The sequence below is a fragment of the Dactylosporangium sp. CA-233914 genome, from assembly GCF_050942935.1.
Classification (GTDB): Bacteria; Actinomycetota; Actinomycetes; order Mycobacteriales; family Micromonosporaceae; genus Dactylosporangium.
The window spans coordinates 10,291,706-10,318,055 of sequence record NZ_CP192030.1 but is presented as its reverse complement, the minus strand read 5'-3'; the positions used below and the strand labels follow the sequence as shown (position 1 = coordinate 10,318,055).

The window sequence follows — 26,350 nt, the reverse complement described above, 5'->3', positions numbered from 1 at the left end:
GTCGCAGATGCAGACGCTCAAACACCGCCCGGCGGCCCGCCGCGGCCGCGGCCGGGGAAAACGACCCAAAATCTCCCGTAAGCGGCTGCTGCTGGCCGGCGTCGCCGCGGTACTGCTCGTCATGCTCGGGCGCTCGCTGCTACCGGCGATGGGCATCAAGGCGCCCGGTCTCGGCGGCGGACAGCCCGGCGCCGAACCGACGCAGGTGCAGACGAAGGCGCCACCGCCGCCGACGATCGACCTGAACGGGGTCCTGGTGCAGGGCGGCGGCTCGCCGATGATCACCCTGAACCCGGGCCTGGTCCGCCTCGGCGGGACCGTCACCGTGCAGGGCTCGGGCTTCGACAAGGGCTCCATGGTCGACGTCTACCTCGGCCCGTCCTCGGCGCCGGGGCAGAAGAAGCCGGCCAAGACGGCCGGCCCGGCCGCCAAGCCGCAGCAGGTGGCCACGGCGAAGGCCGGCAAGTGGGGCCAGTTCACGGCCAACTTCTCCTTCCCCAACAAGATGACCACGCCCGTGCTGGAGGTGACCGCCCAGGCACGCGGCAGCGACAAGGTGGCCAAGGCCGACGCCTCGGTCGCCCAGGGGGCGGGTCAGGCGACACTGTCGGCGATCGTCGGCAAGCCCGGCGACACGGTCAACCTGACGGTGAAGGGCTTCGCGCCCGGCGAGCAGCTCAACGTCTTCTGGGGCCGGATCACCGGCGATCCGACGCTCACCCTGAAGGCCGACGAGGGTGGCTCGGTGGGTAAGACGCCGATCAGAGTGGGCGTCACGGCGGTCGGGACGACCAGTCTGGTGGTCGTGGGCAAGACCAGTGGCGCGGCGGCGAGCGCGCCGTTCCAGGTGCTGCGGCTGTACCCGTCGATCAAGCTGGCGCCGTACGCCGCGAAGGCCACCCAGAAGATCACCTTCTCGGGCTCGGGCTTCGCGCCCAGCGAGCGGGTGCTGGTCCGGCTCAACGCGGCCGGGGGCCAGCCGGTCATGGCGCTGCAGACCAACGACGCCGGTGGGTTCAAGGGCGCCAGCCTGGTGATGCCGTACCAGCTCAAGGGGGCCCAGGCGCTGGTCTTCACCGGCGAGCAGAGCCGCGCCGCGGTCTCCACCGGCTTCACGATCCTGCCGTTCACGCCGCAGGCGCGCACGAACGCGTACGGCGGCCTGCCCGGAACCGTCGTGAACTTCTACGCCACCCAGTTCGCCCCGAACGAGGCCGTGCACGTGACGGTCAGGACCGCCAAGGGCGCCAAGCCGCAGCTCGTGGCCGCGTTCCGGGTCGATCAGAAGGGCACCGCGCGGGCGGTCGGGCAGTACACGATCCCGGGTGACACCGAGGACACCGTGGTCTTCCAGCTGCACGGCCAGCGCAGCGACGCGACCGCGACGGTGAACTTCAAGGTCGACAAGACCGGCGGACCGGTCGACATCCCGCCGGCCAAGCCGTACGTGGTCCCCAAGGGCCTGGAGAACTGAGGACGGTGTACTGGCAGGCCTTCCGAGCCGCCCCGGAGGCGCTCCTCGTACTCGACGCCGCCGGGGTGGTCCGCTCGGCCAGCAGTGCCGCCGAGGCCCTGTTCCAGCGGGCCGGCGCGGACCTCGTCGGGCGCCGGGTCGCCGAGCTCTTCGCCGGCGACCCGGTGTTCCGCCCGGACGAGCCGGTCGCGGCGGTGATGCTGCGGCCCGGCGGGGACGACCTGGCCGTGGACGTGCGCACGAGCACCCTCGCGGGCGACCCCAGCGGCATGCTCGTGCTCGCCGTGGAGGACCCGGTCGCGCCGGGCCGCAGCCCGGCCGTCGCCGAGCAGCGCGAGCTGCTCGGCGACGTGATGATCACCCAGGAGCGGGAGCGGGCCCGCATCGCCGCCGGCGTGCACGACGACAGCCTGCAGGTCATCACCGCGGCCACCCTGCGCCTGCAGCACCTGCGCCGGCGCCTGAGCGACCCGGACGACCTGGAGGTGCTCGACCGGCTCGAGGCCTCGCTGGTGCAGGCCGCCGACCGGCTGCGCCGGCTCATCTTCGACTTCCGCCCGCCGCGGCTGTCCGCCGACGGGCTCGCCGCGGCCGTGGAGGACCTCCTCGACGGCCTCGCCGAGGACCACGGCCTGCAGGTGAGCGTCGAGGACCGGCTCATCGCCGAGCCGGCCCTGCCGACGCGGGTGCTGCTGTACCGGATCCTGCAGGAGGCGGTGGCCAACGTCGGCAAGCACGCCGGGGCCGACCGGTGCACGGTGACCCTGGGCGAGCAGGAGGGCGGCTACCTGGTCCGGGTCGTCGACGACGGCGTCGGCGCGGAGAACCTCGTCACCGACCCCGGCCACCTCGGGCTGCTGCTCATGCGGGAGCGGGCGGCGCTGGCCGGCGGGTGGTTCCGCATCAGCAGCGTCGCCGGGAGCGGTACCACTGTCACGTTCTGGGTGCCGCGCGGCGCCGACCTTGAATCGAAGGGAGTCGCTCCGTGAGCCGTCCGCCGTACCGGGTGCTGATCGTCGAGGACCATCAAGTGGTCGCCGAGGGGCTGGCGGCGCTGCTCAACGAGCATCCGGAGCTGCGCGTGGTGGCGCTGGCCGGCAGCGTCGGCGAGGTCGAGCACCTGGCCGACGTGGAGCGGGTCGACGTCGTGCTGTGCGACTTCTGGCTGCCCGACGGCACCGGGGCCGAGGCCGTGGCGGCCCTGCGCGCGCACCAGCCCGAGGTCGCCGTGGTCTTCCTCAGCGCCGACCAGAGCGACCAGGTGATCCTCACCGCGCTGGAGGCCGGGGCGGCCGGGTACCTCGTCAAGAGCGCCGGCGGCGCGGACGTCGCCGAGGCCGTGCGCCGCGCCGTCGACGGTGAGATCCTGGTTCCGGCGCGCCAGCTGGCCAAGCTCCTGGCCCGCCGGCGCGAGCGGGCCCAGCGCTCGCAGGAGCACGCCCGGCGCCTGGACAGCCTCACGCCCCGCGAGCGGCAGATCCTTTCGCTGATGGCCGAGGGCATGGACAATCGCGATATCGCGCGGGAGCTGAGCATCAGCTACACCACGGTCCGCAGCCACGTGCGGCACCTGCTGAGCAAGATGGGCGCCCGTTCGAAGCTCGAGGCGGTGGTCCGCGCCGCCGAGTGGGACGCCCCCTCGATCGGCGCCTGACCCGGTTCTCGACCTATGGTTCGCGCCGGTTCGTTGGACGGTCCTCCCTCAATTGGCGTATACACAAATCCGGCATTTGTACGCTGACCGCATATTCCCGATATCCGTAACGTGTTGACCTGCCCCGCCGTCGAACCGGAGGACAGGTCAGCTCAATGGGTCGTACGCGCCTCTACTGGATTTCCGCACTGGTCGCGCTCGCCGTTGCCGCCGTTGCCACCGTGGCACTGGTGCCACTGCTCGACAGTAAAAAGGTCCACCCGACCATGACAGAGTCCGGCCAGCGGCTGCAGATGCCGCTGCACGCCGAAGGCTCGAAGATCGTCGACGCCCGCGGCGAGACCGTGACGTTCACGGGCGTCAACTGGTTCGGGCTGGAGACCAACACGTTCGCCCCGCACGGGCTGTGGTCCCGTGGTCTCGGCGACATGCTCGACCAGATGGTCGCCCAGGGCTTCAACTCGATGCGCCTGCCGTTCAGCAACGAGCTGTTCGACGACGCGTCCAAGCCCAACGGCGTCGACTACGCGCTCAACCCGGACCTGAAGGGTCTCACCGGAGCGCAGATCATGGACAAGGTCGTGGAGGGCGCGACGAAGCGCGGCCTCATGGTCATCCTCGACCGGCACCGCCCGGACTCGCAGGGCCAGAGCAACCTCTGGTACACGGAGAAGATCAGCGAGGACCGCTGGATCTCCGACTGGGTGATGCTCGCCAAGCGCTACAAGGACAACAAGCTCGTCGTCGGCGCGGACCTGCACAACGAGCCGCACGGCGAGGCCACGTGGGGCGACGACAACGCGAAGACCGACTGGCGCGCCGCCGCGCAGCGGGCCGGTGACGCCGTGCTCAAGGCCAACCCCAACTGGCTCATCATCGTCGAGGGCATCGAGAACTACAAGAAGGCCGACGGTCAGTCCGACGGCTACTGGTGGGGCGGGAACCTGCAGGGCGCCAAGGACAAGCCGGTGCAGCTGTCCGACCAGTCGAAGCTCGTGTACTCCGCGCACGACTACAGCCCCAAGGTGTGGTCGCAGCAGTGGTTCAACGACCCGGCCTTCCCGTCCAACATGCCGGCGCTGTGGGACAAGCAGTTCGGCTACCTGGTCAAGGACAACACCGCCCCGGTGCTCGTCGGCGAGTTCGGCGGCCGGTCGGTGGCCGAGAAGGACGCCCAGGGCAACAAGGACCTGGAGGGAATCTGGCAGCGCAGCCTGGTGGCCTACCTCAAGGACAACGGCCTGAGCTACACGTACTGGGCCTGGAACCCCAACTCCGGTGACACCGGCGGAGTCCTCAAGGACGACTGGAAGACGGTCGACGCCGACAAGGCCGCGCTCCTGAAGACCTACCAGGCGCCCCTCGCGGCGGACAGCCAGTAAGGCTCGCCGCACGCCGACACGGCCCTCCCCTCGCTGCTAGATTTCGCGGGGGGAGGGCCGATCCATGCCTGAGACAGAAACGGTCGTCGATACTGCGGCCGGTCCGCTGAATGCGATCCTGCGCACCCCCGAGGGCCCGGCCCGCGGGGGTCTTGTGCTTGCCGACGGGTCCGGCCCGGCCACCCGCGACGCCTGGCAGGGCGTGCCCGGCTGGCTCGCCGAGCGCGGGATCGCCACCCTGCGCCACGACAAGCCCGGCTGCGGCGGCTCGCCCGGCGACTGGCGCGGCCAGAGCTTCGCCGACCGCGCCGCCGAGGCCCTGGCCGCCCTCGCCGTGCTGCGCAAGCAGGCCGGGGTCGAGCGGGCCGGGCTGATCGGCTACAGCCAGGGCGGCTGGGTCGTGCTGCTCGCCGCGGTCACCGCCCCCGAGCAGGTCGACTACGTCGTCACCCTCGGCGGCCCGTTCGTCGGCATCGAGGAGCAGGAGCGCACCCTGCTCGGCCGGGTCATGCGCCGGCGGGGGCTGGGCGAGGACTCCGTCGCCGCGGGCCTGGCCTGGGCCGACGAGCGCGCCGCCCGGCTCGCCGCCGGGGAGGACCCCGCCGGAGTCCTCGCCGAGCAGGGCCGCCTCGCCGGGCGCGACTGGGCCGCCGTGGTCTGCGACCGGCCCTACGCCACCGCCGAGGAGCTCGGCTTCTTCGCCCGGAACCTGAGCTTCGACCCGCCCGGGCTGCTGCCGTTCCTGGCCTGCCCGATCATGGCCTTCTTCGGCGCCGACGACGAGCACGTGCCCGTCGAGCGCAGCCTCGCGGTGCTGGGCGAGCGGCTGCCGGCGCGGCACCGGGGCAGCAACGGGGTCGCGGTGCTGCCGGGGGTCGGGCACATGCTGTATCCGGTTCCCCCGCGCGCCGACGCCCCACCGTTCGAGCAGCTGTCGCCGGGTTTCCTGCCCCTGCTCGGGGCATTCATCGACCGCGTGGCCTGACTCGACCCATAGGATTCCGCCGATTCTGTGTGGCCCGACCACATAGCGACGTGCCCGACGCCACTCCTAGCGTGTGCGAACACCGCCAGCAGGCGCTGGCCTTAACACAGCGTTCACACGGAGGAAGCGTTGATCAGGCAGACAGGCGCGCCGCGGCGGATGTTGTTCGCGGCGCTTGGAATCTCGCTCGCCGCGGCGTTCGCGTCGGCGTGCAGCAGCCCCCAGGAGGCCGCGCAGGAGCCGGCCGGCGACGGCGCGCCGATCAAGGTTGGGCTGGTCTACTCGCAGACCGGGCCGCTGGCCAGCTACGGCAAGCAGTACATCGAGGGCTGGAAGGCGGGCCTCGCCTACGCGACCAAGGGCACCGGCAAGGTCGGCAACCGCCCGATCGAGGTCAAGGAGGCCGACGACGCCGGCGACGCGGCCAAGGCGGTCTCGGCCGCCAAGGACCTCATCGGCCAGGGATACAAAATCCTCGCGGGCAGTACCTCGTCGGGCGTCGCCAGCCAGATGGCGCCGCTGGCCGCGCAGAACAAGATCCTGTTCATCTCGGGCCCGGCCGCCACCGACGCCGTGACCGGCATCAACAAGTACACCTTCCGCTCCGGTCGCCAGTCCTACCAGGACGTTCTCGCGGCCAAGTCCTACCTGAGCGCCCCCTCGGGCAAGAAGGTCCTCGTCTTCACGCAGGAGGGCGCGTTCGGCAAGTCCAACGCCGACGCCGTCAAGGCCGTCATCGGCGGCGCCGGCGCCACCGTCGACACCCTGTCGGTGCCGGCCAACGCCACCGACTTCACCGGCTTCGCCGTGCAGGCCAAGAACGCCAAGGCCGACATGATCTTCGTCGCGTGGGCGGGCACCACCGCCACCGCGATGTGGCAGGCCCTCGACCAGCAGGGCGTGCTCGGCTCGGCGCTGGTGGTCACCGGCATCGACCAGCGCGCGTCCTGGCCGACGTTCGGCGCCGCCGGCTCGAAGATCTCGCTGCTGGCCCACTACTTCGACGGCGCCAGCGACAACGAGGCCACCACGGCGCTGCGCAAGGGCGTCGAGGGCGGCAAGGTCGACCTGTTCCACCCGGACGGCTTCACCGCCGCGCAGATGGTGGTCCGCGCCGCGCAGGAGGGCGGCGACGACGTCGACAAGATGGTCACCGCGCTGGAAGGCTGGTCCTTCGACGGCGTCAAGGGCAAGCTGACGGTTCGCAAGGAAGACCACGCCCTGCTCCAGCCGATGTTCCAGGGCAAGTTCTCGGGCTCGGGCGCCGACCTCAAGCCCGACCTGGTCAAGGCGATCGACCCGGCCGACGCCGCACCTCCGGTCGCGCAGATGAAGGGCTGAGCCGGTGTCGGATGCACCGGCACCGATGGTCGGCGGCGTCCTCGCGGACGCCCCGGCCACCGGCCTCCTCTCGACCCGGCGCCTCGCCTGGAAGGTCGGCGGGGTCGCCATCGTCGACGGGGTCTCCATCGACCTCGCCGAGGGCGAGTTCCTGGCCGTCATCGGCCCGAACGGCGCCGGCAAGACCTCGCTGTTCAACCTCATCTCGGGGCTGCGCAAACCGTCGGACGGCTCGATCTCGCTCGACGGGCACGACGTGACCCGGCTGCCGCCGTACCGGCGCGCCCGGCTGGGCCTGGGCCGTACATTTCAATCGTCCTCGGTCTTCGCCTCGCTGAGCGTCGCGGCCAACGTGCGCCTGGCCGTCCAGGCCCGCCGCGGCGGCTCGATCCGCCCCTTCCCGCTGTCCGGCCGGGACCGCGACATCGCCGAGCGCGCCGAGCGGGTGCTGTGGCGGGTCGGCCTCGAGGATCGCGCCGGGGCGCTCGCCGGCACCCTCGCCCACGGCGAGAAGCGCAAGCTCGAAATCGCGCTGCTGCTCGCCGGGGAGCCGCGGGTGCTGCTGCTCGACGAGCCGATGGCCGGGGTCAGCGCCGAGGACGTGCCCGGCCTGGTGGCGCTCATCCGGACCCTGACCCGCGAGGAGAAGCGCAGCGTGCTCATGGTCGAGCACCACATGGACGTCGTGCTCGACCTGGCCGACCGGGTCGCCGTCATGCACCACGGGGCGCTGCTGGTGTGCGACACCCCGGACGTGGTCATGGCCGACCGCACGGTCCAGGAGGCGTACCTGGGGGAGAAGCTGTGACCACCGTCCTTTCCATCGCGGATCTGGACGTCCGCATCGCCGGCTCGCACATCCTGCAGGGCGTCACGTTCGGCGTCGCGCCCCAGGGCGTGACCGCGCTGCTCGGGCGCAACGGCGTCGGCAAGACCACCACGCTCAAGGCGGTCCTGGGCCTGCTGCCCCGCGGCGCCGAGCTCGCCGGCACCGTCCATCTCGCCGGCGCCGCGGTGACCCGCCAGCCCACGCACCGGCTCGTTCGCGACGGCCTGGGCTACGTGCCCGAGGACCGCGGGGTCTTCGCCGGCCTCACCGTCGCCGAGAACCTGCGCCTGGCCGAGCGCTCCGGCACCGCCCCGGACTACGAGCGCGTCTACGGCCTCTTCCCCGAGCTGCAGCGGCGCGGCAAGCAGCGGGCCGGCACGCTCTCCGGCGGGCAGCAGCAGATGCTCGCGATCGGGCGGGTGCTGCTCAACCCCAACCGGCTGCTGCTCATCGACGAGCCGACCAAGGGCCTGGCTCCGAAGGTTGTCGGCGAGGTCGCGGCGGCCCTGCACGCGGTCGCCCAGGTCGTGCCGATGCTGCTGGTGGAGCAGAACCTCGCCGTCGTGCGCCGCCTCGCCCGCGACGCCGTCGTCATCGCCGCCGGCCGCGTCGCCTACACCGGGGCCGCCCCGGACCTGCTGGACTACACCGAGAAGACCAAGGCGCTGCTGGGCGTCGGGAAGGGGGAACAGGCATGAGCGGTACGGAGCGGAGCGGCGCCCGGTCTGGGTCGATCGGCGCGCAACATCATCGAGCCAGACTGGGCGGAGTGGCCGCTCATCGGAGGCTCAGGGTTTCAGGCCTGCACCGGAGCGAAGCGGAGGGGCTGGCATGAGTACGGTCGTTTTGCTCACGCTGACCGGGCTGGGGCTCTCCGCACTGTACTTCCTCGTCGCCTCCGGCCTCGCGCTCGTCTTCGGCCTCGCCGACGTGCTGAACTTCGCGCACGGGCTGTTCCTGTCCGTCGGGGCCTACGGCACCTGGTGGGCCGCCGGGCACCTGCCGGGCGCCGGGGCGAGCGGCTGGGGCTTCGCGCTCGCCGTGCTCTTCGGCGTGGTGTGCGGCACGGTCGTCGCGGCGCTGGTCGAGCTGGTGCTGATCCGGCCGCTGTACCGCCGCACGATCGAGCAGGTCCTGGTGACCGTGGGGCTGTCGCTGGCGGGCGTGGCGCTGCTGCAGGCGTCGTGGGGCAGCGATCCCCGGCCCTACCCGCGCCCGCAGTGGACCCAGCGGCTGACCTCGATCGCGGGCGCCCGCGTGCCCAACGACCGGTTCCTGCTCATCGGCGCGGCCGTCGTGGTGCTCGTGGGCTTGCTGGCGTTCCTGAAGTACACCCGGATCGGTCTGGTCATTCGCGCGGGCGTCGAGGACCGCTCGATGGTGACCGCCCTCGGCATCGACGTGCGCCGCGCCTTCACGCTCGTGTTCGCCATCGGTGGCGCGGCCGCGGCCCTGGCCGGCGCGCTCGGCGGCGTCTTCACCGGCGCGATCTCGCCGACCGGCGGCAGCTCGCTGCTGATCTTCGGGTTCATCGTCGTCGTGATCGGCGGCATGGGCTCGGTCACCGGCGCCGCGTACGCCGCGGTCACCGTCGGCCTGCTCCAGCAGTTCGTCAACTACACCTCGTCGGGCCTCGGTGACATCTGCGTCGTCGCGCTGCTCGCGGTCGTGCTGCTCGTCCGTCCACAAGGGATCACCGGGAAGGTCGCCACCTCATGACGACACAGACGGCGCCGCCCGTGCGCACGGCCCCGCCGCCGGCCCGGACCCGGCTTCAGCTCGGGCGCTTCGGCCCGCTCGTGGCGCTCGTGGTCCTCATCGCCCTGCCGTACTGCGGCCTGAAGATCCCCGGCGTGTTCGACTCCGCCCTCAACGCGCCCGGCACCCTGCAGCTGCTGGCGCTGTGCCTGGTCTTCGGGGCCCTGGCGCTGGGCTACGACCTGCTCTTCGGCCGCACCGGCCTGCTCTCCTTCGGCCACGCCCTGTACTTCGCGGCCGGCGTCTACGGCACCGACATGCTCGTCACCAAGGCCGGCTACGGCCTGTGGACGTCGATCCTGCTCGCCGTCGTCGGCACCGCGACCCTGGCGGCCCTGCTCGGGGCGATCGCCCTGCGCACCGGCGGCATCGCCTTCGCCATGGTGACGCTGGCCTTCGCGCAGGTCGCGGCGATCACGATCGGCCGCAACCCGGGCGGGGCGACCGGCGGCGAGGAGGGCCTGCCGATGGCGTCCGAGCGCGTGCCGTCCTTCCTGGTCGGGGTGGCGAACACCGTCAACCTGTACTGGCTGGCCCTCGGCGCCCTGGTCATCACCGTCCTCGTGGTGCACTCCATCGCGGACTCGCCGGCGGGCCGGGTCCTGGCGGCGATCCGCGACGACGAGCGGCGCGTCGGCGTCCTGGGCCTCGACCCCTACCGGTACCGCCTGTTCGCCTTCACCGTCTCCGGCGGCCTGGCCGGGCTGGCCGGAGCCATGTACGCGCTGCTCATCGGCGGCGCGACGCCCCACATCGCCACCTCCGACCAGACGCTGACCCTGCTCGTGATGGTGGTGCTGGGCGGCCCGGGCTCCCGCTGGGGCCCGCTGCTCGGCGGCTTCCTCTTCACATACCTGGACTACCGCCTGGTGGCCCTGGGCGACTCGGACGCGGTGGCGGGCCTGCCCGGCTTCCTGCGCGGCCCCCTGTCACAGCCGCTGTTCATCCTGGGCACCGTCTTCATCCTCGCCGTGTACTTCTTCCCCGGCGGCCTGGCCGGCCTGCGCTCGCGGCTCGGACCGCTGGCGAAGTGGATACCCGCGCGCCGCTGAACGCCGCCGTCCGAAGCATCCCAAAGAATCCGACGCATCCCAAGAATCCGGGCAGCCTGCTGCCCGGATTCTTGGTGTTTCAACCAGTATCCGGGCGAGACATAAGCACAGAGGTAAATGTGTGGATCGGCTCCGTAGTGACGCGGGGGAGGGCGGCCATACCTTGTGGCGGCCGTCACCTTCAACCGCCAGAGGGGGGTGTGTCCCACATGGACGGTTCCGCGCTCACCGCGCGCGGGCTCACGCGCGATTTCCGGGGATTCCGCGCCGTCGACGAGGTCGACCTGGACTTCGCAGCCGGCCGCGTTCATGCGCTCGTCGGGCCCAACGGGGCCGGCAAGACGACGCTGTTCAACCTGCTGACCGGGTTCCTCGCACCGAGCGCCGGCCGCATCGAGCTCGAGGGGCGCGACATCACCGGGCTGGCCCCCGAGCGGATCGCCCGCCTCGGGATGGCCCGCTCCTTCCAGATCGCGAGCCTCTTCCCGCAGCAGACCGTGCGGGCCCATGTCGAGCTGGCCCTGCAGGGCGGCACGTCGCTCGGCTGGGCCTTCTGGCGCTCCGAACGGCCGCTGCGGCGCTTCCGCGAGCGCGCCGGGGAACTGCTGGAGCGGGTCGGGCTCGCCGGGGCGGCGCAGGACGCCGCGGGCAGCCTCGCCTACGGGCGCAAGCGGGCCCTGGAGCTGGCGATCGCGCTCGCCCTCGACCCGAAGGTGCTGCTGCTGGACGAGCCGACCGCCGGCATGGGGGTCGAGGACGTCGAGCGGACCGTCGAGCTGATCGCGCAGGTCCGCGACGGGCGGACCGTGGTGCTCGTCGAGCACAATATGAGCGTCGTCGGCCGGCTCGCGGACCGGGTGACCGTCCTGCAGGCCGGTCGTGTCCTGGCCGAGGGCTCCTACGAGCAGGTGCGCGCCGACGAGCGCGTCGTCGAGGCCTACCTGGGCAGCGCCGATGTTGCGCATTGAGGGCTTGTCCGCCTGGTACGGCGAGGCGCACGTGCTGCGCGACGTCGGCCTGCAGGTGGCCGAGGGCGAGGTCGTCACCCTGTGCGGGCGCAACGGCGCCGGCAAGACCACGCTCCTGCGCTGCGTCATGGGGCTGCACGCCGGGCAGTCGGGGACGGTCGAGCTCGGCGGCCGGTCCGAATCGGTCTCCGCGAAGCGGCCCGCAGCCGACATCTCCCGCTGGCCGGCGCACGCCCGCGCCCGCGCCGGGCTGGGCTGGGTGCCCGACGACCGGGGCGCGTACGCCACGCTCAGCGTCGCCGAGCACCTGGCGCTGCCGCCGGTGGTCGGGCCGCGGCCGTGGAGCCTCGAGGAGATCCACGAGGCCTTCCCGAACCTCCACGAGCGGCGCGCCAGCCCGGCCACCCGGCTCTCCGGGGGCGAGCAGCAGATGCTCGCCCTCGCCCGGGTGCTGCGCATGGGCGCCACCCTGCTGCTGTGCGACGAGCCCACCGAGGGCCTCTCGCCGCTGCTGGTACGGCGGGTCGGCGAGATCCTGCGCCGCGCCCGCGACCACGGCGTCACCATCCTGCTCGTCGAGCAGAACCTGCGCTTCGCCACCACCGTTGCCGACCGCCACTACCTGCTCGCCGAGGGGCGCATCGCCGGCACGTTCGACAACGCCGACGTGCGCTCCCGCGAGGACGAGTTCCTCGCGCTCCTCGGCATCTGACCGGAGGTACACCTGATGAAGCAATCCCTCGCCATCGGCGCCGCCCTGTGCGTCCTGCTCGCCGGCTGCGGCGGCGGTGGTCCCCGCACGTCCGGCGGCGGCGGTCTCACCGGCGACAAGATCGTGCTGGGCGTGCTCAACGACCAGTCCGGCGTCTACGCCCAGCTGTCCGGCAAGAACTCCGTCGTGGCCGTGCAGATGGCCATCGAGGACTTCAAGGCCAAGTACGGCGACCGGGCGATCACCAAGAACATCACCGTGGAGTCCGCGGACCACCAGAACAAGCCCGACGTCGCCAACACCCGCGCGAGCGAGATGTACGACCGCCTCGGCGTCGACGCGATCCTCGACGTGCCGACGTCCTCGGCCGCGCTGAAGGTCGCCGACGTCGCCAAGCAGGCGAAGAAGTTGTACTTCAACATCTCCGGTGCCACCACGGACCTGACCGGCAAGTCCTGCAACAAGTACACGTTCCACTACGCCTACGACACGGCGATGCTCGCCAACGGCACCGGCACCGCGGCCACCGTCGCCGGCGCCAAGAACTGGTACATCGTCTACCCCGACTACGCCTTCGGTCAGGACATGCAGAAGTCCTTCGCCGCGGCGGTCACCAAGGGCGGCGGCACGGTCGTGGCCAGCGACCCGACGCCGTTTCCGAACGACAACTTCTCCACGTTCCTGCTCAAGGCGCCGACGCTGAACCCGAAGCCGGACGTGCTGGGCACCATGCAGGCGGGCGCCGACCTGGTGAACCTCGTCAAGCAGTACAACGAGTTCAAGCTCAAGGACAAGGGCATCGGGCTCGCCGTGGGCCTCATGTTCCTCACCGACATCCACTCGCTGACGCCGGACGCCCTGGCGGGCACCACGTTCACCGACGCGTGGTACTGGAACTTCGACGAGCGCAACCGCGCGTGGGCCGACAAGTTCGCCGCACGCACCGGCGGGCAGCGCCCCACGTTCGCCCACGCGGCCAACTACTCCGCGGCGACGCAGTACCTCGAGGCCGTCCAGGCGGCCGGCACCGACGACGCCGACGCGGTCGTCAAGCAGCTGGAAGGCCGCAAGGTCGACGACTTCTTCCTGCGGGGCGGCGAGTTCCGGGCGGCCGACCACCGGGTGCTGCACGACGCGTACCTGGCGAAGGTCAAGCCGAGCTCCGAGGTCAAGGAGGCGTGGGACTACGAGCAGATCGTCAAGACGATCCCGGCCCAGGAGGCCTTCCGCGCCCCGTCGCCGGACTGCCGGCTCTGATCCGCGATGGGTCTGCTCACGCACACGGTCAACGGTCTGGTCGGGGGCGGCTTCTACGCGCTGCTCGCCCTCGGCCTGGCCGTCATCTTCGGCATGCTGCGGGTGGTCAACTTCGCGCACGGGGCGTTCTACATGCTCGGTGCGGTCGGTGCCTTCTTCCTGCTCGACTCGGCCGGGCTCTCCTTCTGGGTCGCCCTGGCGGTGGTGCCGGTCGCGCTCGGGCTGCTGGGCATGGCGCTGGAGCGCACGGTCGTGCGGCGGCTGTCGGCACTGGACCCGCTGTACAACTTCCTGCTCACCTTCGGCCTGACGCTGATCCTGCAGGACGCCGTGAAGTCCCGCTACGGCACCCAGTCCAAGCCCTACGACGCGCCGGCCGGGCTGCGCGGGACGCTCGACCTCGGGGCGTTCGACTTTCCGGCGTACCGCGTCTTCGTCCTCGCCGTCGCGCTGGCGCTGTGCGCGCTGGTGTGGTGGCTGCTGGCGCGCACCCGGGTCGGCATGGTGGTGCGGGCCGGCATCGAGCGGCCGGAGCTGACCCGGGCGCTGGGCATCGACGTCGGGCGGTGGATCGGGCCGGTGTTCGGCGCCGGGGTGGCCCTCGCGGCGCTGGCCGGCGTGCTGGCCGCGCCGGTGCGGGCGGTCAACCCGCTCATGGGCGGCGATCTCATCATCGGCGTCTTCGCGGTCGTGGTCATCGGCGGCCTCGGCTCGGTCTTCGGCTCGGTGGCCGCCGGGTTCGGCATCGGCCTGCTGCAGGCGTGGAGCGAGGCGTACGCCCCGCCGCTGCTGGCCCAGACACTCATCTTCCTGGTCATGGCGCTGGTGCTGCTGGTGCGCCCGGCCGGGCTGTTCGGCAGACAGGAGGGCTCGGCGTGAAGTGGGCACTACTGGCCGCGGGTGCGGCCGTCGCGCTCTGGCTGCCCAACGGGATCTACCCGGCGGTGGCGGTGGACATGCTCTGCTGGGCGCTGTTCGCGATCGCGATCGACCTGCTGCTGGGCTACGGCGGGCTGCTGTCGTTCGGCCACGCCGCCTTCTGGGGCACCTCGGCGTACACGGCCGGGCTGATCGCGGCCCGGCTCGGGGCGCCGTTCCCGGTCGCGGTGCTCGGCGGGGCGCTGACCGCGGCCGCGCTCGCGGTGCCGATCGGCTGGCTCGCGGTGCGCCGCACGGGCATCTACTTCGCGATGGTCACGCTGGCGTTCGCCCAGATGATCTACTACGTGGCCAACGCGTGGTCGTCGGTCACCGGCGGCGAGAACGGCCTGCAGAGCGTGCCGCGCGAGCTGCTCGGGCTGGATCTTTCGGACCCGTACTACTTCTACTACGCGGCGCTGCCGGTCGCGGCGCTGGGCCTGCTGCTGGCCTGGCGGATCGTGCACTCGCCGTTCGGCCGGGTGCTGGTCGCGGTGCGGGACAACGCGAACCGGGCGCGGGCGCTGGGGTACGCGGCCGCGCGGTACAAGCTGCTCGCCTTCGTCCTCTCGGCGTTCCTCGCCGGGCTCGGCGGCGGCCTGTTCGCGGTCGCGCACGGCTTCGTCTCCCTCGACGTCGTGCACTGGACGACCTCGGGCAAGGGCGTGGTCCTGGTCGTGCTGGGCGGCATCGGCACGCTGTGGGGCGGCGTTCTCGGCGCGGGGCTCGTGGTCAACCTGGAGGACCAGCTCTCCCAGGCCGGCTTCGACCTGGTGGGGCTGGTGACCGGGGGGATCTTCGTGCTGGTGGTGCTGCTGTTCCGCCGCGGCCTGTGGGGCAGCGCCGCGGATTTATTCCGCCGATGGCGACGGGTGTGATCGGAGGCACTTTTCAATACGAGACGGTTCCGTATCGCCGCCGTGGTCGTTAGGTTGATACGGAACTGTTCCGTATCGTAAAAGCGTTCCGACCAGGGGGAGCAACACCGTGGACGCAGCCACCCGACAAGCAACACCCAACACCGGACATCCCCGCCGCTGGGCGATCCTCGGCGTGCTCGTCATCAGCCTGCTCGTGGTCGTGCTGGACAACACCGTCCTCAACGTCGCCATGCGCACCATCGCCGACCCGCAGCACGGCCTGGGCGCGTCCCAGAGCCAGCTCGAGTGGGCGATCAACTCCTACACGCTGGTCTTCGCCGGCCTGCTCTTCACCGCCGGCATCATGGCCGACCGGCTCGGCCGCCGCATCATGCTCACCGTGGGTCTGGCGTTGTTCGGCATCGCGTCGCTCGTCTCGGCGTACTCCGGCTCGGCCGACCAGCTGATCTGGGCCCGCGCCCTGATGGGCCTCGGCGCCGCGGCGGTCATGCCCTCGACCCTGTCGATCATCGCCAACGTCTTCGACCCGCGTGAGCGCGGCCGCGCCATCGGCGTGTGGGCCGGCGCCGTCGGCCTGGGCGTCGCGATCGGCCCGATCGTCGGCGGCCTGCTGCTGGAGCACTTCTGGTGGGGCTCGGTCTTCCTGATCAACGTGCCGATCGTGGTCGTGGGCCTGATCCTGGTCAACACGCTCATCCCCGAGTCGCGCGACCCGAAGCCGGGCCGCATCGACGTCGTCGGCGTGCTGCTGTCGATCATCGGCCTCACCCTGCTGACGTACGGCGTGATCGAGGGCGGCGACCACGGCTTCGGCAAGCCGCAGGCGTGGGGCACCCTGGTCGCGTCCGTGGTCGTCCTGGCCGCCTTCGCGATCTACGAGCGGCGCATCGAGTTCCCGTCCCTGGACGTGCGGCTCTTCGCCAACCGCCAGTTCAGCGCCTCGACAAGCATGATCGGCCTGGTCTTCTTCGCGGCCATGGGCATCATGTTCATCAGCGCCTTCTACCTGCAGCTGGTCCGCGGCTACGGCCCGCTCGCCTCCGGCGCCCTGTTCGTGCCCTTCGCGGTCGCCCAGATGGTCTTCGCCCCGCGCAGCGCCGCCATGGTCAAGCGCTTCGGGCCCAAGGCCGTCGGCACCGTCGGCCTGCTGCTCGTCGCGGCGGGCCTGTCCGCGTGGATGTTCATCCAGGCCGACACGCCGATCTGGATCGTTGGTGCGCTGTTCTTCGTCATGGGCGTCGGCATGGCCAACGTGATGCCGCCCGCGACGGAGGCGATCATGTCCGCGCTTCCCCGCGAGAAGGCCGGCGTCGGATCGGCCGTCAGCAACACCATCCGTCAGGTCGGCGGCGCCCTCGGCGTGGCCGCCCTCGGGGCCGTCATCTCCTCCGTGTACCGCGACCACATCGAGTCGGCCACGACCGACCTGCCGGCCGCGGCGCGCACCGCCGCCGACGAGTCGATCTCCGGTGCGTACGGGGTGGCGCCGCACGTCGGGTCCGCCGGGCCGGCGCTGATCCAGCACGCCAACGACGCCTTCCTCACCGCCATGCACGGCGCGGCCATCGGCTCGGCGATCTTCGCGATCCTCGGTGCCGTCGTCGCCCTGGTGTGGCTGCCCAGCAAGCGCCCGGCGGACGCGCCCGCCCCGACCAGCGCCGAGGGCCTGGCGGAGGAGCAGGGCGTGGAGCTGGTGACGGTCGGCGACTGAGAGGCGGAGGAAACCGGTGGGTAGCTTCGGTGTGAAACCTCGGTAACAATGGAAACCATGACGCTCAGCGTGGACGCGGCGCCTGACCAGGACCGGAAGGGTCCTGGCCGGCCCCGCAGCGCCCGGGTCGACGAGGCGATCGTCGAGGCGGTGTTCGAGCTGCTCAGCTCCGGCCAGAGCGCGGACGCCATCTCGATCGAGGCGGTCGCGGCCAAGGCCGGTGTTGGCAAGGCGACGATCTACCGCCGCTGGCCCAACAAGGAGGCGCTGCTCATCGACGCCGTGCTGGCGATGAAGGGCCCCGGCCCGGAGCTACGCGGCGAGTCGGTGCGCGACGACCTGGTCACGCTGATCGCCGCGATGCGCAACAAGCGCATGGAGCACTACGGCAAGGTCACCGCCTGCCTGCTCCCGGAGCTGTTCAAGAGCTCGGAGATGACCCGCGTCTACCAGGGCGTGGTGGAGCCCCGCCGCGAGATGATGCGCGCGGTGCTGCGCCGCGGCATCGCCACGGGCGAGCTGCGCGCGGACCTGGACGTGGAGATGACCCTGCTCGTGCTGTCGAGCCCGACGCTGGCCCAGAACATGCTCCGTTGGAATCTCAACGTGCCGGACGAGAACTTCGCGGAGAACCTGGTCGACTTCGTCCTCCGCGGCGCCGGCGCCTGACGCTCCCACCGCGCCACAACGGCCCGGCCGCGCCCGCCAAGGCGCAGCCGGGCCGGAGCGTTCAGCGCGTGGCCCCGGCCCGGGACATCGGACGACCGGCCGCCGCCGGCGGCCGGTCGCAGCAGCTCAGGGGGACTGGAGGCGGTGCAGGCGCAGCGCCAGCTGGACCTCCAGGGCGCGTTCGGGCTTCTGCCAGTCCGGGCCCAGCAGCTGCGCGATGCGCTCCAGGCGCTGGGTCACCGTGTTGACGTGGACGTGCAGGAGCTCGGCGGCCCGGGCCAGGCTGCCGCCCACGCCGAAGTACGCCTCCAGTGTCTTGACCAGCGCGGTGCCGCGGCGGGCGTCGTAGTCGAGCACGGGGCCGATCGTGGCGGTCAGGAACGTGCGCACGTCGTGGTCGCGGCCGTCCGGGGCCGAGCCCAGCAGGAGGCCCACGAAGCCCAGCTCCGCGGTGCTCGCGCCGGTGCCGGTGCGGCCCAGGGCCGTCAGGGCCGTCACGCACCGGTCGGCGTCGCGGTAGGCCGGCGCGATCGCCTCCGGGGCCGTGGCCGGGCCGCCGGCGCCGGCCGTCACCGAGCGGCCGAGCAGCTTGCCCAGGTCGCGGGCGACCAGGCGGGCCGCGGCGCCGGGAGCGTCGCCCGGCAGCAGCAGCACCACGTGACCGTCGCGGGCCGCGGCCAGGCCACCGCGGCTCTGCGCGTACGTCTGGGCCCACGACACCGCGCGCTGGCGGGTCGAGCCGGCGGTCAGCACGTCCGCGCCGACGGCGACCACGACGTTCGGGGCGTCCAAGTCTACGCCCAGGCGCTTGGCCCGCGCGCGCAGGGCGTCGGCGTCGCGGACCGGGCGGGTGATGACGTCGTCGAGGAGCTCTCCGCGGACCCGGCCCTCGGCGTCCGCGACCGTACGGCGGAACAGCTGCAGCAGCGCCGTCACCACGGCCGCGCGCTCCAGGATGCGCTGGTCGGCGTCGACGAGCGGGCCGCCGGGGCGGAAGACCAGGGCCCCCAGGTTCTCCGCGCCGGCGACGACCGCGGCGACCCACAGCTCGCCGCGGTGGACGCTGCGGCCCTCGGTGCGGGAGGCGGCCAGGGCCTCGGCGATCGCGCTCGGGTCCGGCGGGGCCAGCTCGCCGACCAGTGCCAGGGTGCGGTTCTCGGCGTCGAGGACCAGCAGCGAGCCGTCCAGGACCTCGACCACGACCGCGGCCACGTCCTCGACGCCGGCGCCGCGCAGGACCAGGGCGGTCATGCGGTCGTGGGCGGCCGCGGCGCGCTCGACGGAGTCGCTGTGGGCCCGGATGACGCCGTTGGCGGCCGAGAGTTCCTCCAGCGCGGCCCTCGTCTCGCCGAGCAGGCGGGCGGTGTCGATCGCGACCGCGGCGTTGGCGGCCAGGGAGACCAGCAGCGACACCTCCTCGCGGGCGAAGGGGCGGGCGGAGCGGTTGGCCGCGTACAGCACGCCGATGATGCGCGAGCCGAGCCGCAGCGGCACCCCGAGGATCGCCACCAGGCCCTCCTCGCCCACGCCGGCGTCGATGTCGCCGGTGTGGTGGAAGCGGGCGTCGCGCGGGTAGTCGGCGGTCACGTACGGGCTGCCGGTCTGCGCCACCAGCCCGCCCAGCCCCGAGCCCATGGGCAGGCGCAGGGCCTGGAACCGGGCCGAGATCGACCCGTCGGTGACGCGCATGTAGGTGTCGCCGCGCTCCTCGTCGGTGAGCGTCAGGTACGCCACGTCCGCCCCGAGCAGCGTGCGCGCCCGGTGGACGATCGCGGCGAGCACGGCGTCGACGTCGCGCAGGCCCGCCAGGTCGCTGGCAGTGTCGAAGAGGCCGGACAGCTCCTCCTCGCGGCGCCGGCGGCGCTCCAGCAGGGCCCGCACGCGCAGGGCGACGAGCTTGGCCTGCTCGAGCTCGGCGATGCGCTCCGGCGGCAGGCCGGCGCTGCGGGCGGCGACGAGCGGGCCCTCGAACTCCACGGCGGCCGCCTCGCGGGCCAGCAGCTCGAGGTACGGAAGCATCGTCACAAGCCCTAGTGTGCGGTCCAGCCGCCGTCGATCGACAGCGAAGTGCCGGTGATGAACCCCGCGACGTCGGTGCACAGGTAGGCGACGAGTTCGGCGACCTCGGCCGGCTCGATGAGGCGCTTGATCGCGGCGCTGGTCAGCATGATCTTCTCCACGACCTCGGACTCGTCGATGCCGTGGGTGCGGGCCTGGTCGATGATCTGGTTCTCCACCAGCGGGGTGCGCACGTACGCGGGGTTGATGCAGTTGGCCGTCACGCCGTGCGGGGCGCCCTCCAGCGCGACGGTCTTCGACAGGCCCTCCAGGGCGTGCTTGGCGGTGACGTACGCGGCCTTGAACGGCGAGGCGCGCAGCCCGTGCACGGAGGAGATGTTGACGATCCGCCCCCAGCCGCCCGCGTACATGTGCGGAAGCACGGCCCGCACCAGCCGGAACGGCGCCTCGACCATGACGGCCTGGATGTAGGCGAAGCGCTCCGGCGGGAACTCCTCCAGCGCGGCCACGTGCTGCAGCCCGGCGTTGTTGACCAGCACGTCGATGTCGAGGTGACCGGCCAGGGCCGCATCCAGATTCTCGGCGTCGGACAGGTCGGCCACCAGGGGTACGACATCCGGGTGCTCTTTGGCCAGGGACTCGAGCGGCTCCGTGTCGCGGTCGAGCGCCACCACGCGCGCGCCGGCGGCGGCCAGCCGCGCGGCGACGCTGCGGCCGATGCCACTGCCGGCCCCGGTGACCATCGCGGTGCGGCCCCGCAGGTCCAGGGCGACCACCGGCTGCGGGGAAACGGGGTGTGGCGTCGTCATGGGCGGAAACGTACGAGCCTTCGCGCCGCCGTCCCATGGGGGTGGACCACATACCTTCGGCCCACTCGATGTGTGTGTCGGTCGGCCGGGCCGGCCCGGCGGTCGGCTAAGCTGTCGAACACACGTTTGAGGGGAGCGGCGGTGCGCGTGCTGGGGGTCGACCCGGGCCTGACCCGGTGCGGCGTCGGGGTCGTCGAGGGGTCCCCGGGGCGCCCGTGCCGGCTGGTGCACTACGAGGTCGTCCGCAGCGACCCCGACACCGACCTGGCGCTGCGCCTGCTCAACCTCGACGAGCGGCTCACCGCGCTCGTCGCCGAGCACCGGCCGGAGAGCGTCGCGGTCGAGCGGGTGTTCAGCCAGCACAACGTGCGCACGGTCATGGGCACCGCCCAGGCCGGGGCGGTGGCGATCCTCGCGGCCGCGCGGGCCGGGCTCTCCGTGCAGCTCTACACGCCCAGCGAGGTCAAGGCCGCGGTCAGCGGCAACGGCCAGGCCGACAAGGCCCAGGTGACGGCGATGGTGACCCGATTGCTGCGGCTGGAGGTCGCGCCTCGCCCGGCCGACGCCGCCGACGCCTTAGCCTTGGCCATCTGTCACGTGTGGCGAGGCGGTGCGCGGGAGCGCATCAGCGCGGCGATGAGGAGGACGCGGTGATCGCGAGCGTTCGCGGGAGGGTGGCGACGGTGTCGCCCGACGGTGCGGTGATCGAGGTCGGCGGGGTGGGCCTGGCCGTACAGTGCTCCCCGCACACCCTGGCGGACCTGCGGGTGGGGCACGAGGCCCGGCTGGCCACCTCGCTGGTGGTGCGCGAGGACTCCCTGACGCTCTACGGCTTCGCCGACGAGGACGCCAAGCAACTCTTCGAGCTGCTGCAGACGGCCACCGGGGTCGGGCCGCGGCTGGCCCAGGCGGTGCTGGCCGTGCACACCCCGGAGGTGGTCCGGCGGGCGATCTCGGCCGGCGACACCTCCACGCTGACCCGGGTGCCGGGTATCGGCAAGAAGGGCGCCGAGCGGCTGGTGCTGGAGCTGCGCGACAAGATCGGCGCGCTGCCCGGCGACGGCGCCCCGCTGGCCGGCGTCGGGGCGGGCGCGGTCTGGCCCGAGCAGGTCCGCCAGGCGCTGGTCGGGCTCGGCTGGAACGACAAGCAGGCCGACCAGGCGGTGGCGGCGGTCGCCGAGCAGCTCGACGGGCAGAGCGCCCCGCCCGTGCCGGTTCTGCTCAAGCAGGCGATCCGGATGCTGGGCACGATTCGATGACGGATCCGCTGGTCAGTGCGTTCGCCTCCGACGAGGACACGGTCGCCGACCAGTCGGTGCGGCCCAAGCGCCTCGCCGAGCTGATCGGGCAGCACCGGGTCCGCGAGCAGCTCGACCTGCTGCTGCGCAGCGCCCTGCGCCGCGGCAGCCCGCCCGACCACATCCTGCTGTCCGGCCCGCCGGGGCTGGGCAAGACGACCATGGCCATGATCGTCGCCGCCGAGCTCGGCGCCGGGCTGCGGTTGACCAGCGGCCCGGCCATCGAGCGGGCGGGTGACCTGGCCGCGGTGCTGACCAGCCTCACCCACGGCGACGTGCTGTTCATCGACGAGATCCACCGCATGGCGCGGCCGGCCGAGGAGCTGCTCTACAGCGCCATGGAGGACTTCCGCGTCGACGTCGTGGTCGGCAAGGGCCCCGGCGCGACCGCGATCCCGCTCGACGTGGAGCCGTTCACGCTGGTCGGCGCCACGACCCGCAGCGGCCTGCTCACCGGCCCGATGCGGGACCGCTTCGGCTTCGTCGGCCAGCTGGACTTCTACGACCCCGAGGAGCTCGAGCAGATCATCGCGCGCTCGGCCCGCATTCTGGACGTGCCGATCACCGAGGACGGGGCGGTGGAGATCGGGCGGCGCTCCCGCGGCACGCCCCGGATCGCCAACCGCCTGCTGCGGCGGGTGCGCGACTACGCGGAGGTGCGGGCGGACGGGGTCGTGGACGTCGCCGCCGCGCGGGCCGCCCTGCGGGTGTACGACGTCGACGAGCTCGGCCTCGACCGGCTCGACCGGGCCGTGCTGCTGGCCCTGGTGCGCCAGGGCGGGGGGCCGGTCGGCCTGTCGACCCTGGCGGTGGCCGTCGGTGAGCAGCCCGACACGGTCGAGGAGGTGTGCGAGCCGTTCCTGCTGCGATCGGGGCTCCTGGCGCGCACCCCCCGTGGCCGGATCGCCACGGCGAGCGCATGGCGACATCTGGGAATTCCAGCCCCCGCTGGTACCGTCGGGGGCGGAAAAGCCACGGGTGGCTTGTCCCAAACGCCCGATCTGTTCAGTTTGGAGCCGTAGCTCCCAGCCTGTCGTGATCGGCGCCTACTCTGAATCGATGTCTCGGAACGGATCGAGCCAGACTGGGCATAGTGCGGATGCCGGGCTACGTGGTTTCCGACACACCGACTAGACTCGCCGCGATCCGCTGCGCGGACGTCTGACACATCAACCGGGAAGGCACCAATCGTGTATTACGCCGCGGAGACCTCGGGCGGCAGCTCGGCGCTCCCGCTTCTTGTTGTCGTCGCCTTCGCCGCCTTCGTGTACTTCCTCATGATCCGGCCCCAGCAGAAGCGGCGCCGCGAGGTCGAGAACATGCAGTCCGCGATGGGGATCGGTGACGAGGTCGTGACGGTCGGCGGGCTCTACGGCATCGTCGCCGGGATCGAGGACGACACCGTTCTGCTGGAGATCGCGCCGGGTGTCACCGCCAAGTACGCCCGCGCTGCCATCGGCAAGGTGAACAAGAAGGCGGCCGTCGAGGACGACTCCGCCTCCGACGAGGAGTCCACCGGGACCACGGACGCCGACTGAAAGCCCCGTTCGCACCCGCTATGTGAAACATTCACGCCGCGCGGACTCCGCCGGCGTCATGTAGGGAGACCCGACAGCCGTGGCACAACCTCAGGCACCGATGCGCCCGAGCCGCCAGCTCGCCGTGCTTGCCGCCATCTTCATCGTGCTCGCCGCCCTCGTGTGGTTCGGCGGCAGCGGTGGTTGGCGCGACCGGCTCGAGCCCAAGCTCGGCCTTGATCTGATCGGCGGGACGACGGTCACGCTGCAGGCCCAGAACCTGGAGGGCAACAAGCCGCCCACCCAGGACCAGATGGAGACCGCCCGGCGCATCATCGACCAGCGGGTCAACGGCCTGGGCGTCGCCGAGGCCGAGGTCGTGGTCGAGGGCAGCAACAACATCGTCGTCTCCCTGCCGGGCAAGAGCGACGACCGGCTCAAGCAGATCGGTCAGACCGCGGAGCTGCGCTTCCGCAAGGTGCTGGGCCAGACCGGCGACACCGGCGCGACCGACCCGTCGGCCTCGCCGTCCGCCTCCCCCACCCCGTCGGGCTCGGCCCCCGCGTCGCCGTCGGGCACGCCGTCCGCGACCCCGTCGGCCACGCCGTCGGGCTCGGCCGCCGCGGCCGGGGACGCCTCGGCCGCACCGTCGGAGTCGCTCGCCCCGGACACCGCCACGCAGCGGGCCGCGGTGCAGAAGAAGCTCGGCGCCGACGTCTGGGCGGCCGCGCTCGCCGAGCAGGCGCCGGTCGACCTCACCCAGGACGCCGCCAAGGCCCAGGCGTACAAGGGCTTCAAGGACCTGAGCCCGGCCGAGGTCGCGGTGCTGCCGGCGTCGATGCAGTACAACATCCCCTACGTCACCTGCGACAAGCTCAACCACCGGCCGGTCGGCTCGATCAGCAAGGCCGAGGAGCCGGCCGTCGCGTGCGGGCCGGGCGTGAAGTACCAGCTCGACGTGGCCAAGGTGCTGGGCACCGACGTGTCGAGCGCGGACTCGGGCATCAACTCGCAGAACGGCAAGTGGACGGTCAACCTGTCCTTCCACAGCGCCGGGCAGAACCGCTGGACGGACCTGACCCGCGAGGCCTACAACAACGGCCAGGACAGCAAGCAGGTCGCCGTCGTGCTCGACAACGAGGTGGTCTCGGCCCCGACGATCCAGAACGTCATCCCGGGCGACGCCGAGATCAGCGGCACCTTCACCAAGGCCGAGGCCCAGCTGCTGGCCAGCCAGCTGCAATACGGTGCCCTGCCGCTGTCGTTCACCTCGCAGGACGCGCAGAGCATCTCCGCCACCCTGGGCAGCTCCCACCTGGAGGCGGGCCTGCTGGCCGCCGGCATCGGCATGCTGCTGGTCGTGCTCTACTCGTTCTTCTACTACCGGCTGCTCGGCGCGGTCATCATGCTCAGCCTGGTGCTGTCCGGCGTGCTGGTCTTCATGTCGCTGATCCTGCTGGGCCGCTGGATCGGCTTCACGCTGAGCCTCGCCGGCTTCGCCGGGTTCATCGTCTCGCTCGGTGTGGCGGCTGACTCGTTCGTCATCTACTTCGAACGCCTCAAGGACGAGATCCACGACGGCCGGAGTCCGCGCAGCGCCGTGCCGCGCGCCTGGGTCCGGGCTCGCCGCACGATCATCTCGGCGAACACGATCACGCTGCTCGCGGCCGCGATCCTGTACTTCGTGTCGATCGGCTCGGTGAAGGGCTTCGCCTTCGCCCTGGGCGTGGCGACGATCCTCGACCTCGTGGTCGTGTTCCTGTTCCGCCATCCGATCATGACGCTCTTCGCCCGCAGCAAGGCATTCTTGTCACCGAGGGTCAGTGGCCTCGGCCGCGTGCTCGAGCAGCGTTCCAACACCGACGCGGCGCCCACCAGCCGTCGTAACCGCCCGAAGGAGGCCTGACGATGAGCGCCAGTGGCATCGCAGCCCGGCTCTACCGCGGTGAGGCCGGCGTCGACATCGTCGGCCGCCGCAAGCTGTGGTTCACCGTCGCCGGCATCGCGATCGTCATCGCTATCGCGAGCATGCTGGTCCGCGGCTTCACGCTCGGCATCGAGTTCGAGGGCGGCAACCAGTACAACATCCCCGTGAAGGTCGGCACGCTCGACGAGGTCGAGAAGGCGTTCGGCGACGCCGGCGTGTCGGTCAAGACCGGGCAGACCGTGGGCGACAGCCAGTACATCATCAAGACCGAGCTGATCACCGACGCCGCCCGGCAGACCGAGATCAAGGACTCGGTCGCCAAGCACTTCAACATCGACGCGGCGCAGATCAGCGACAGCGCGGTGAGCACCTCGTGGGGCGGCCAGGTCACCAGCAAGGCGGCGCTGAGCCTCGCGATCTTCCTCGCCGCGGTGCTGGTCTACCTGATCGCGCGCTTCGAGTGGCGGATGGCCGTCGCGGCCATCGCCTCCCTGCTGCTGGACCTGGTGCTGACCGGCGGCGTGTATTCGCTCGTCGGCTTCGAGGTCACCCCGTCGACCGTCATCGGCTTCCTGACGATTCTCGGCTTCGCGCTGTACGACGTCGTCGTGGTCTTCGACAAGGTGCAGGAGAACACCCGGGGCATCACCGGCTCCAGCACCTCGACCTACTCCGAGGCGGCCAACCTGGCGGTCAACCAGACCCTGATGCGCTCCATCAACACCGGCCTGGTGGCGCTGCTGCCGGTCGGCGGCCTGCTCTTCATCGGCGCCGGCCTGCTGGGTGCCGGCACGCTGAAGGACCTCGGCCTGGTGCTGTTCATCGGTATGGGTGTCGCGGTGTACTCGTCGATCTTCTTCGCCACGCCGGTGCTCGCCGAGCTCAAGAGCCGCGAGCCGCGCCTGCAGCAGCACGCCAACCGGGTGCTCAACAAGCGCGCGGCGCAGGCCAAGGAGGCGGCGGCCCGGGCGGCGAACCCGGCCCGCGACTCCGACGGCGTGCCGATCGGCGGCGCGGCCAAGAGCGTCGAGCGCTCCGAGCTGGCCGGTGCGGCGCCGCGCCCCGGTGCCCGCCCGTCGGCGCGGCCCGGCCAGGGCAAGCGCCCGCGGGCCGGCGGTCGCCCCGGGGCCGGGGGACGCCGGTAGTTCTTCTCGTTCTGCGACTGCAAAAATCAACGGGCGCCGCGGTC

Annotated in this window: 25 protein-coding genes; 23 read left to right on the top strand and 2 right to left on the bottom strand. The window is 71.9% G+C overall.

What is annotated here, in order from left to right; genetic code table 11:
- Positions 1 to 7 precede the first annotated feature (7 nt).
- From ACQPY0_RS45670 to ACQPY0_RS45590, 17 genes are all read left to right on the top strand, one after another.
- Positions 8 to 1,474, top strand: a complete 1,467-nt coding sequence (locus ACQPY0_RS45670; protein WP_432975622.1) for a hypothetical protein — start codon at positions 8 to 10, stop codon at positions 1,472 to 1,474.
- Between the two features lie 5 nt (positions 1,475 to 1,479).
- Positions 1,480 to 2,463, top strand: a complete 984-nt coding sequence (locus tag ACQPY0_RS45665; protein WP_432975619.1) for an ATP-binding protein — start codon at positions 1,480 to 1,482, stop codon at positions 2,461 to 2,463.
- Positions 2,460 to 3,128, top strand: a complete 669-nt coding sequence (locus tag ACQPY0_RS45660; RefSeq protein WP_432975616.1) for a response regulator — start codon at positions 2,460 to 2,462, stop codon at positions 3,126 to 3,128. The genes ACQPY0_RS45665 and ACQPY0_RS45660 overlap by 4 nt, the downstream gene beginning before the upstream one ends.
- Positions 3,129 to 3,394: 266 nt before the next feature.
- The gene (locus ACQPY0_RS45655) at positions 3,395 to 4,510 is read left to right on the top strand and encodes a glycoside hydrolase family 5 protein (protein ID WP_432975613.1); all 1,116 of its coding nucleotides are present in this window, start codon (positions 3,395 to 3,397) and stop codon (positions 4,508 to 4,510) included.
- 64 nt (positions 4,511 to 4,574) lie between these two features.
- Positions 4,575 to 5,495 (top strand): alpha/beta hydrolase, encoded by a 921-nt coding sequence (locus ACQPY0_RS45650; protein WP_432975610.1) that lies wholly within the window; start codon positions 4,575 to 4,577, stop codon positions 5,493 to 5,495.
- Positions 5,496 to 5,654: 159 nt separating this feature from the next.
- Complete coding sequence (locus tag ACQPY0_RS45645; RefSeq protein WP_432995644.1) at positions 5,655 to 6,836, top strand: substrate-binding domain-containing protein; 1,182 nt, start codon at positions 5,655 to 5,657, stop codon at positions 6,834 to 6,836.
- Positions 6,837 to 6,861: 25 nt separating this feature from the next.
- Complete coding sequence (locus ACQPY0_RS45640) at positions 6,862 to 7,644, top strand: ABC transporter ATP-binding protein (RefSeq protein ID WP_432995642.1); 783 nt, start codon at positions 6,862 to 6,864, stop codon at positions 7,642 to 7,644.
- A complete protein-coding gene (locus ACQPY0_RS45635; protein ID WP_432975607.1) occupies positions 7,641 to 8,363 on the top strand; it encodes an ABC transporter ATP-binding protein in 723 nt (240 codons plus the stop codon). The genes ACQPY0_RS45640 and ACQPY0_RS45635 overlap by 4 nt, the downstream gene beginning before the upstream one ends.
- A 133-nt stretch (positions 8,364 to 8,496) precedes the next feature.
- On the top strand, positions 8,497 to 9,384 hold the full coding sequence (locus ACQPY0_RS45630; RefSeq protein ID WP_432975604.1) for a branched-chain amino acid ABC transporter permease: 888 nt from the start codon (positions 8,497 to 8,499) through the stop codon (positions 9,382 to 9,384).
- Entirely contained in the window at positions 9,381 to 10,475 is a 1,095-nt protein-coding gene (locus ACQPY0_RS45625) for a branched-chain amino acid ABC transporter permease (RefSeq protein WP_432975601.1), read from the top strand. The genes ACQPY0_RS45630 and ACQPY0_RS45625 overlap by 4 nt, the downstream gene beginning before the upstream one ends.
- A gap of 209 nt (positions 10,476 to 10,684) precedes the next feature.
- Positions 10,685 to 11,443: an ABC transporter ATP-binding protein gene (locus ACQPY0_RS45620; protein ID WP_432975598.1), complete on the top strand. Its 759-nt coding sequence runs from the start codon at positions 10,685 to 10,687 to the stop codon at positions 11,441 to 11,443.
- Positions 11,430 to 12,155 (top strand): ABC transporter ATP-binding protein, encoded by a 726-nt coding sequence (locus ACQPY0_RS45615; RefSeq protein WP_432975595.1) that lies wholly within the window; start codon positions 11,430 to 11,432, stop codon positions 12,153 to 12,155. The genes ACQPY0_RS45620 and ACQPY0_RS45615 overlap by 14 nt, the downstream gene beginning before the upstream one ends.
- A gap of 15 nt (positions 12,156 to 12,170) precedes the next feature.
- Entirely contained in the window at positions 12,171 to 13,412 is a 1,242-nt protein-coding gene (locus ACQPY0_RS45610) for an ABC transporter substrate-binding protein (RefSeq protein WP_432975592.1), read from the top strand.
- 6 nt (positions 13,413 to 13,418) lie between these two features.
- Positions 13,419 to 14,291 (top strand): branched-chain amino acid ABC transporter permease, encoded by an 873-nt coding sequence (locus tag ACQPY0_RS45605; RefSeq protein WP_432975589.1) that lies wholly within the window; start codon positions 13,419 to 13,421, stop codon positions 14,289 to 14,291.
- Complete coding sequence (locus ACQPY0_RS45600) at positions 14,288 to 15,208, top strand: branched-chain amino acid ABC transporter permease (RefSeq protein WP_432975586.1); 921 nt, start codon at positions 14,288 to 14,290, stop codon at positions 15,206 to 15,208. Before ACQPY0_RS45605 ends, ACQPY0_RS45600 begins: the two co-directional genes overlap by 4 nt.
- A 109-nt stretch (positions 15,209 to 15,317) precedes the next feature.
- Positions 15,318 to 16,922: an MFS transporter gene (locus ACQPY0_RS45595; RefSeq protein ID WP_432975583.1), complete on the top strand. Its 1,605-nt coding sequence runs from the start codon at positions 15,318 to 15,320 to the stop codon at positions 16,920 to 16,922.
- 57 nt (positions 16,923 to 16,979) lie between these two features.
- Positions 16,980 to 17,591: a TetR/AcrR family transcriptional regulator gene (locus ACQPY0_RS45590; RefSeq protein WP_432975580.1), complete on the top strand. Its 612-nt coding sequence runs from the start codon at positions 16,980 to 16,982 to the stop codon at positions 17,589 to 17,591.
- A 126-nt stretch (positions 17,592 to 17,717) separates the two neighbouring features.
- On the opposite strand, the gene ACQPY0_RS45585 is transcribed toward ACQPY0_RS45590, so the two are convergent.
- Together ACQPY0_RS45585 and ACQPY0_RS45580 are read right to left on the bottom strand one after the other, a co-directional pair.
- Positions 17,718 to 19,610, bottom strand: a complete 1,893-nt coding sequence (locus tag ACQPY0_RS45585; RefSeq protein WP_432995641.1) for a helix-turn-helix domain-containing protein — start codon at positions 19,608 to 19,610, stop codon at positions 17,718 to 17,720.
- A gap of 11 nt (positions 19,611 to 19,621) precedes the next feature.
- Entirely contained in the window at positions 19,622 to 20,419 is a 798-nt protein-coding gene (locus tag ACQPY0_RS45580; RefSeq protein WP_432975577.1) for a 3-hydroxybutyrate dehydrogenase, read from the bottom strand.
- 141 nt (positions 20,420 to 20,560) lie between these two features.
- Here ACQPY0_RS45580 and ruvC point away from each other — a divergent pair, with 141 nt between their 5' ends.
- The 6 genes from ruvC to secF all read left to right on the top strand — a co-directional run bounded on the left by ruvC (position 20,561) and on the right by secF (position 26,306).
- Entirely contained in the window at positions 20,561 to 21,073 is a 513-nt protein-coding gene (gene ruvC, locus ACQPY0_RS45575; protein ID WP_432975574.1) for a crossover junction endodeoxyribonuclease RuvC, read from the top strand.
- Positions 21,070 to 21,678, top strand: coding sequence for a Holliday junction branch migration protein RuvA (ruvA, locus tag ACQPY0_RS45570; protein ID WP_432975571.1), 609 nt, complete (start codon positions 21,070 to 21,072; stop codon positions 21,676 to 21,678). The genes ruvC and ruvA overlap by 4 nt, the downstream gene beginning before the upstream one ends.
- Positions 21,675 to 22,739, top strand: a complete 1,065-nt coding sequence (ruvB, locus tag ACQPY0_RS45565) for a Holliday junction branch migration DNA helicase RuvB (protein ID WP_432975568.1) — start codon at positions 21,675 to 21,677, stop codon at positions 22,737 to 22,739. The genes ruvA and ruvB overlap by 4 nt, the downstream gene beginning before the upstream one ends.
- A gap of 168 nt (positions 22,740 to 22,907) precedes the next feature.
- Positions 22,908 to 23,255 carry a preprotein translocase subunit YajC gene (yajC, locus tag ACQPY0_RS45560; RefSeq protein ID WP_432975565.1) on the top strand — a complete coding sequence of 116 codons (348 nt, stop codon included), beginning with the start codon at positions 22,908 to 22,910 and terminating at the stop codon, positions 23,253 to 23,255.
- A 79-nt stretch (positions 23,256 to 23,334) separates the two neighbouring features.
- A complete protein-coding gene (secD, locus tag ACQPY0_RS45555; protein WP_432975562.1) occupies positions 23,335 to 25,140 on the top strand; it encodes a protein translocase subunit SecD in 1,806 nt (601 codons plus the stop codon).
- 2 nt (positions 25,141 to 25,142) lie between these two features.
- A complete protein-coding gene (gene secF, locus ACQPY0_RS45550) occupies positions 25,143 to 26,306 on the top strand; it encodes a protein translocase subunit SecF (RefSeq protein WP_432975559.1) in 1,164 nt (387 codons plus the stop codon).
- The last annotated feature ends 44 nt before the right edge of the window (positions 26,307 to 26,350 follow it).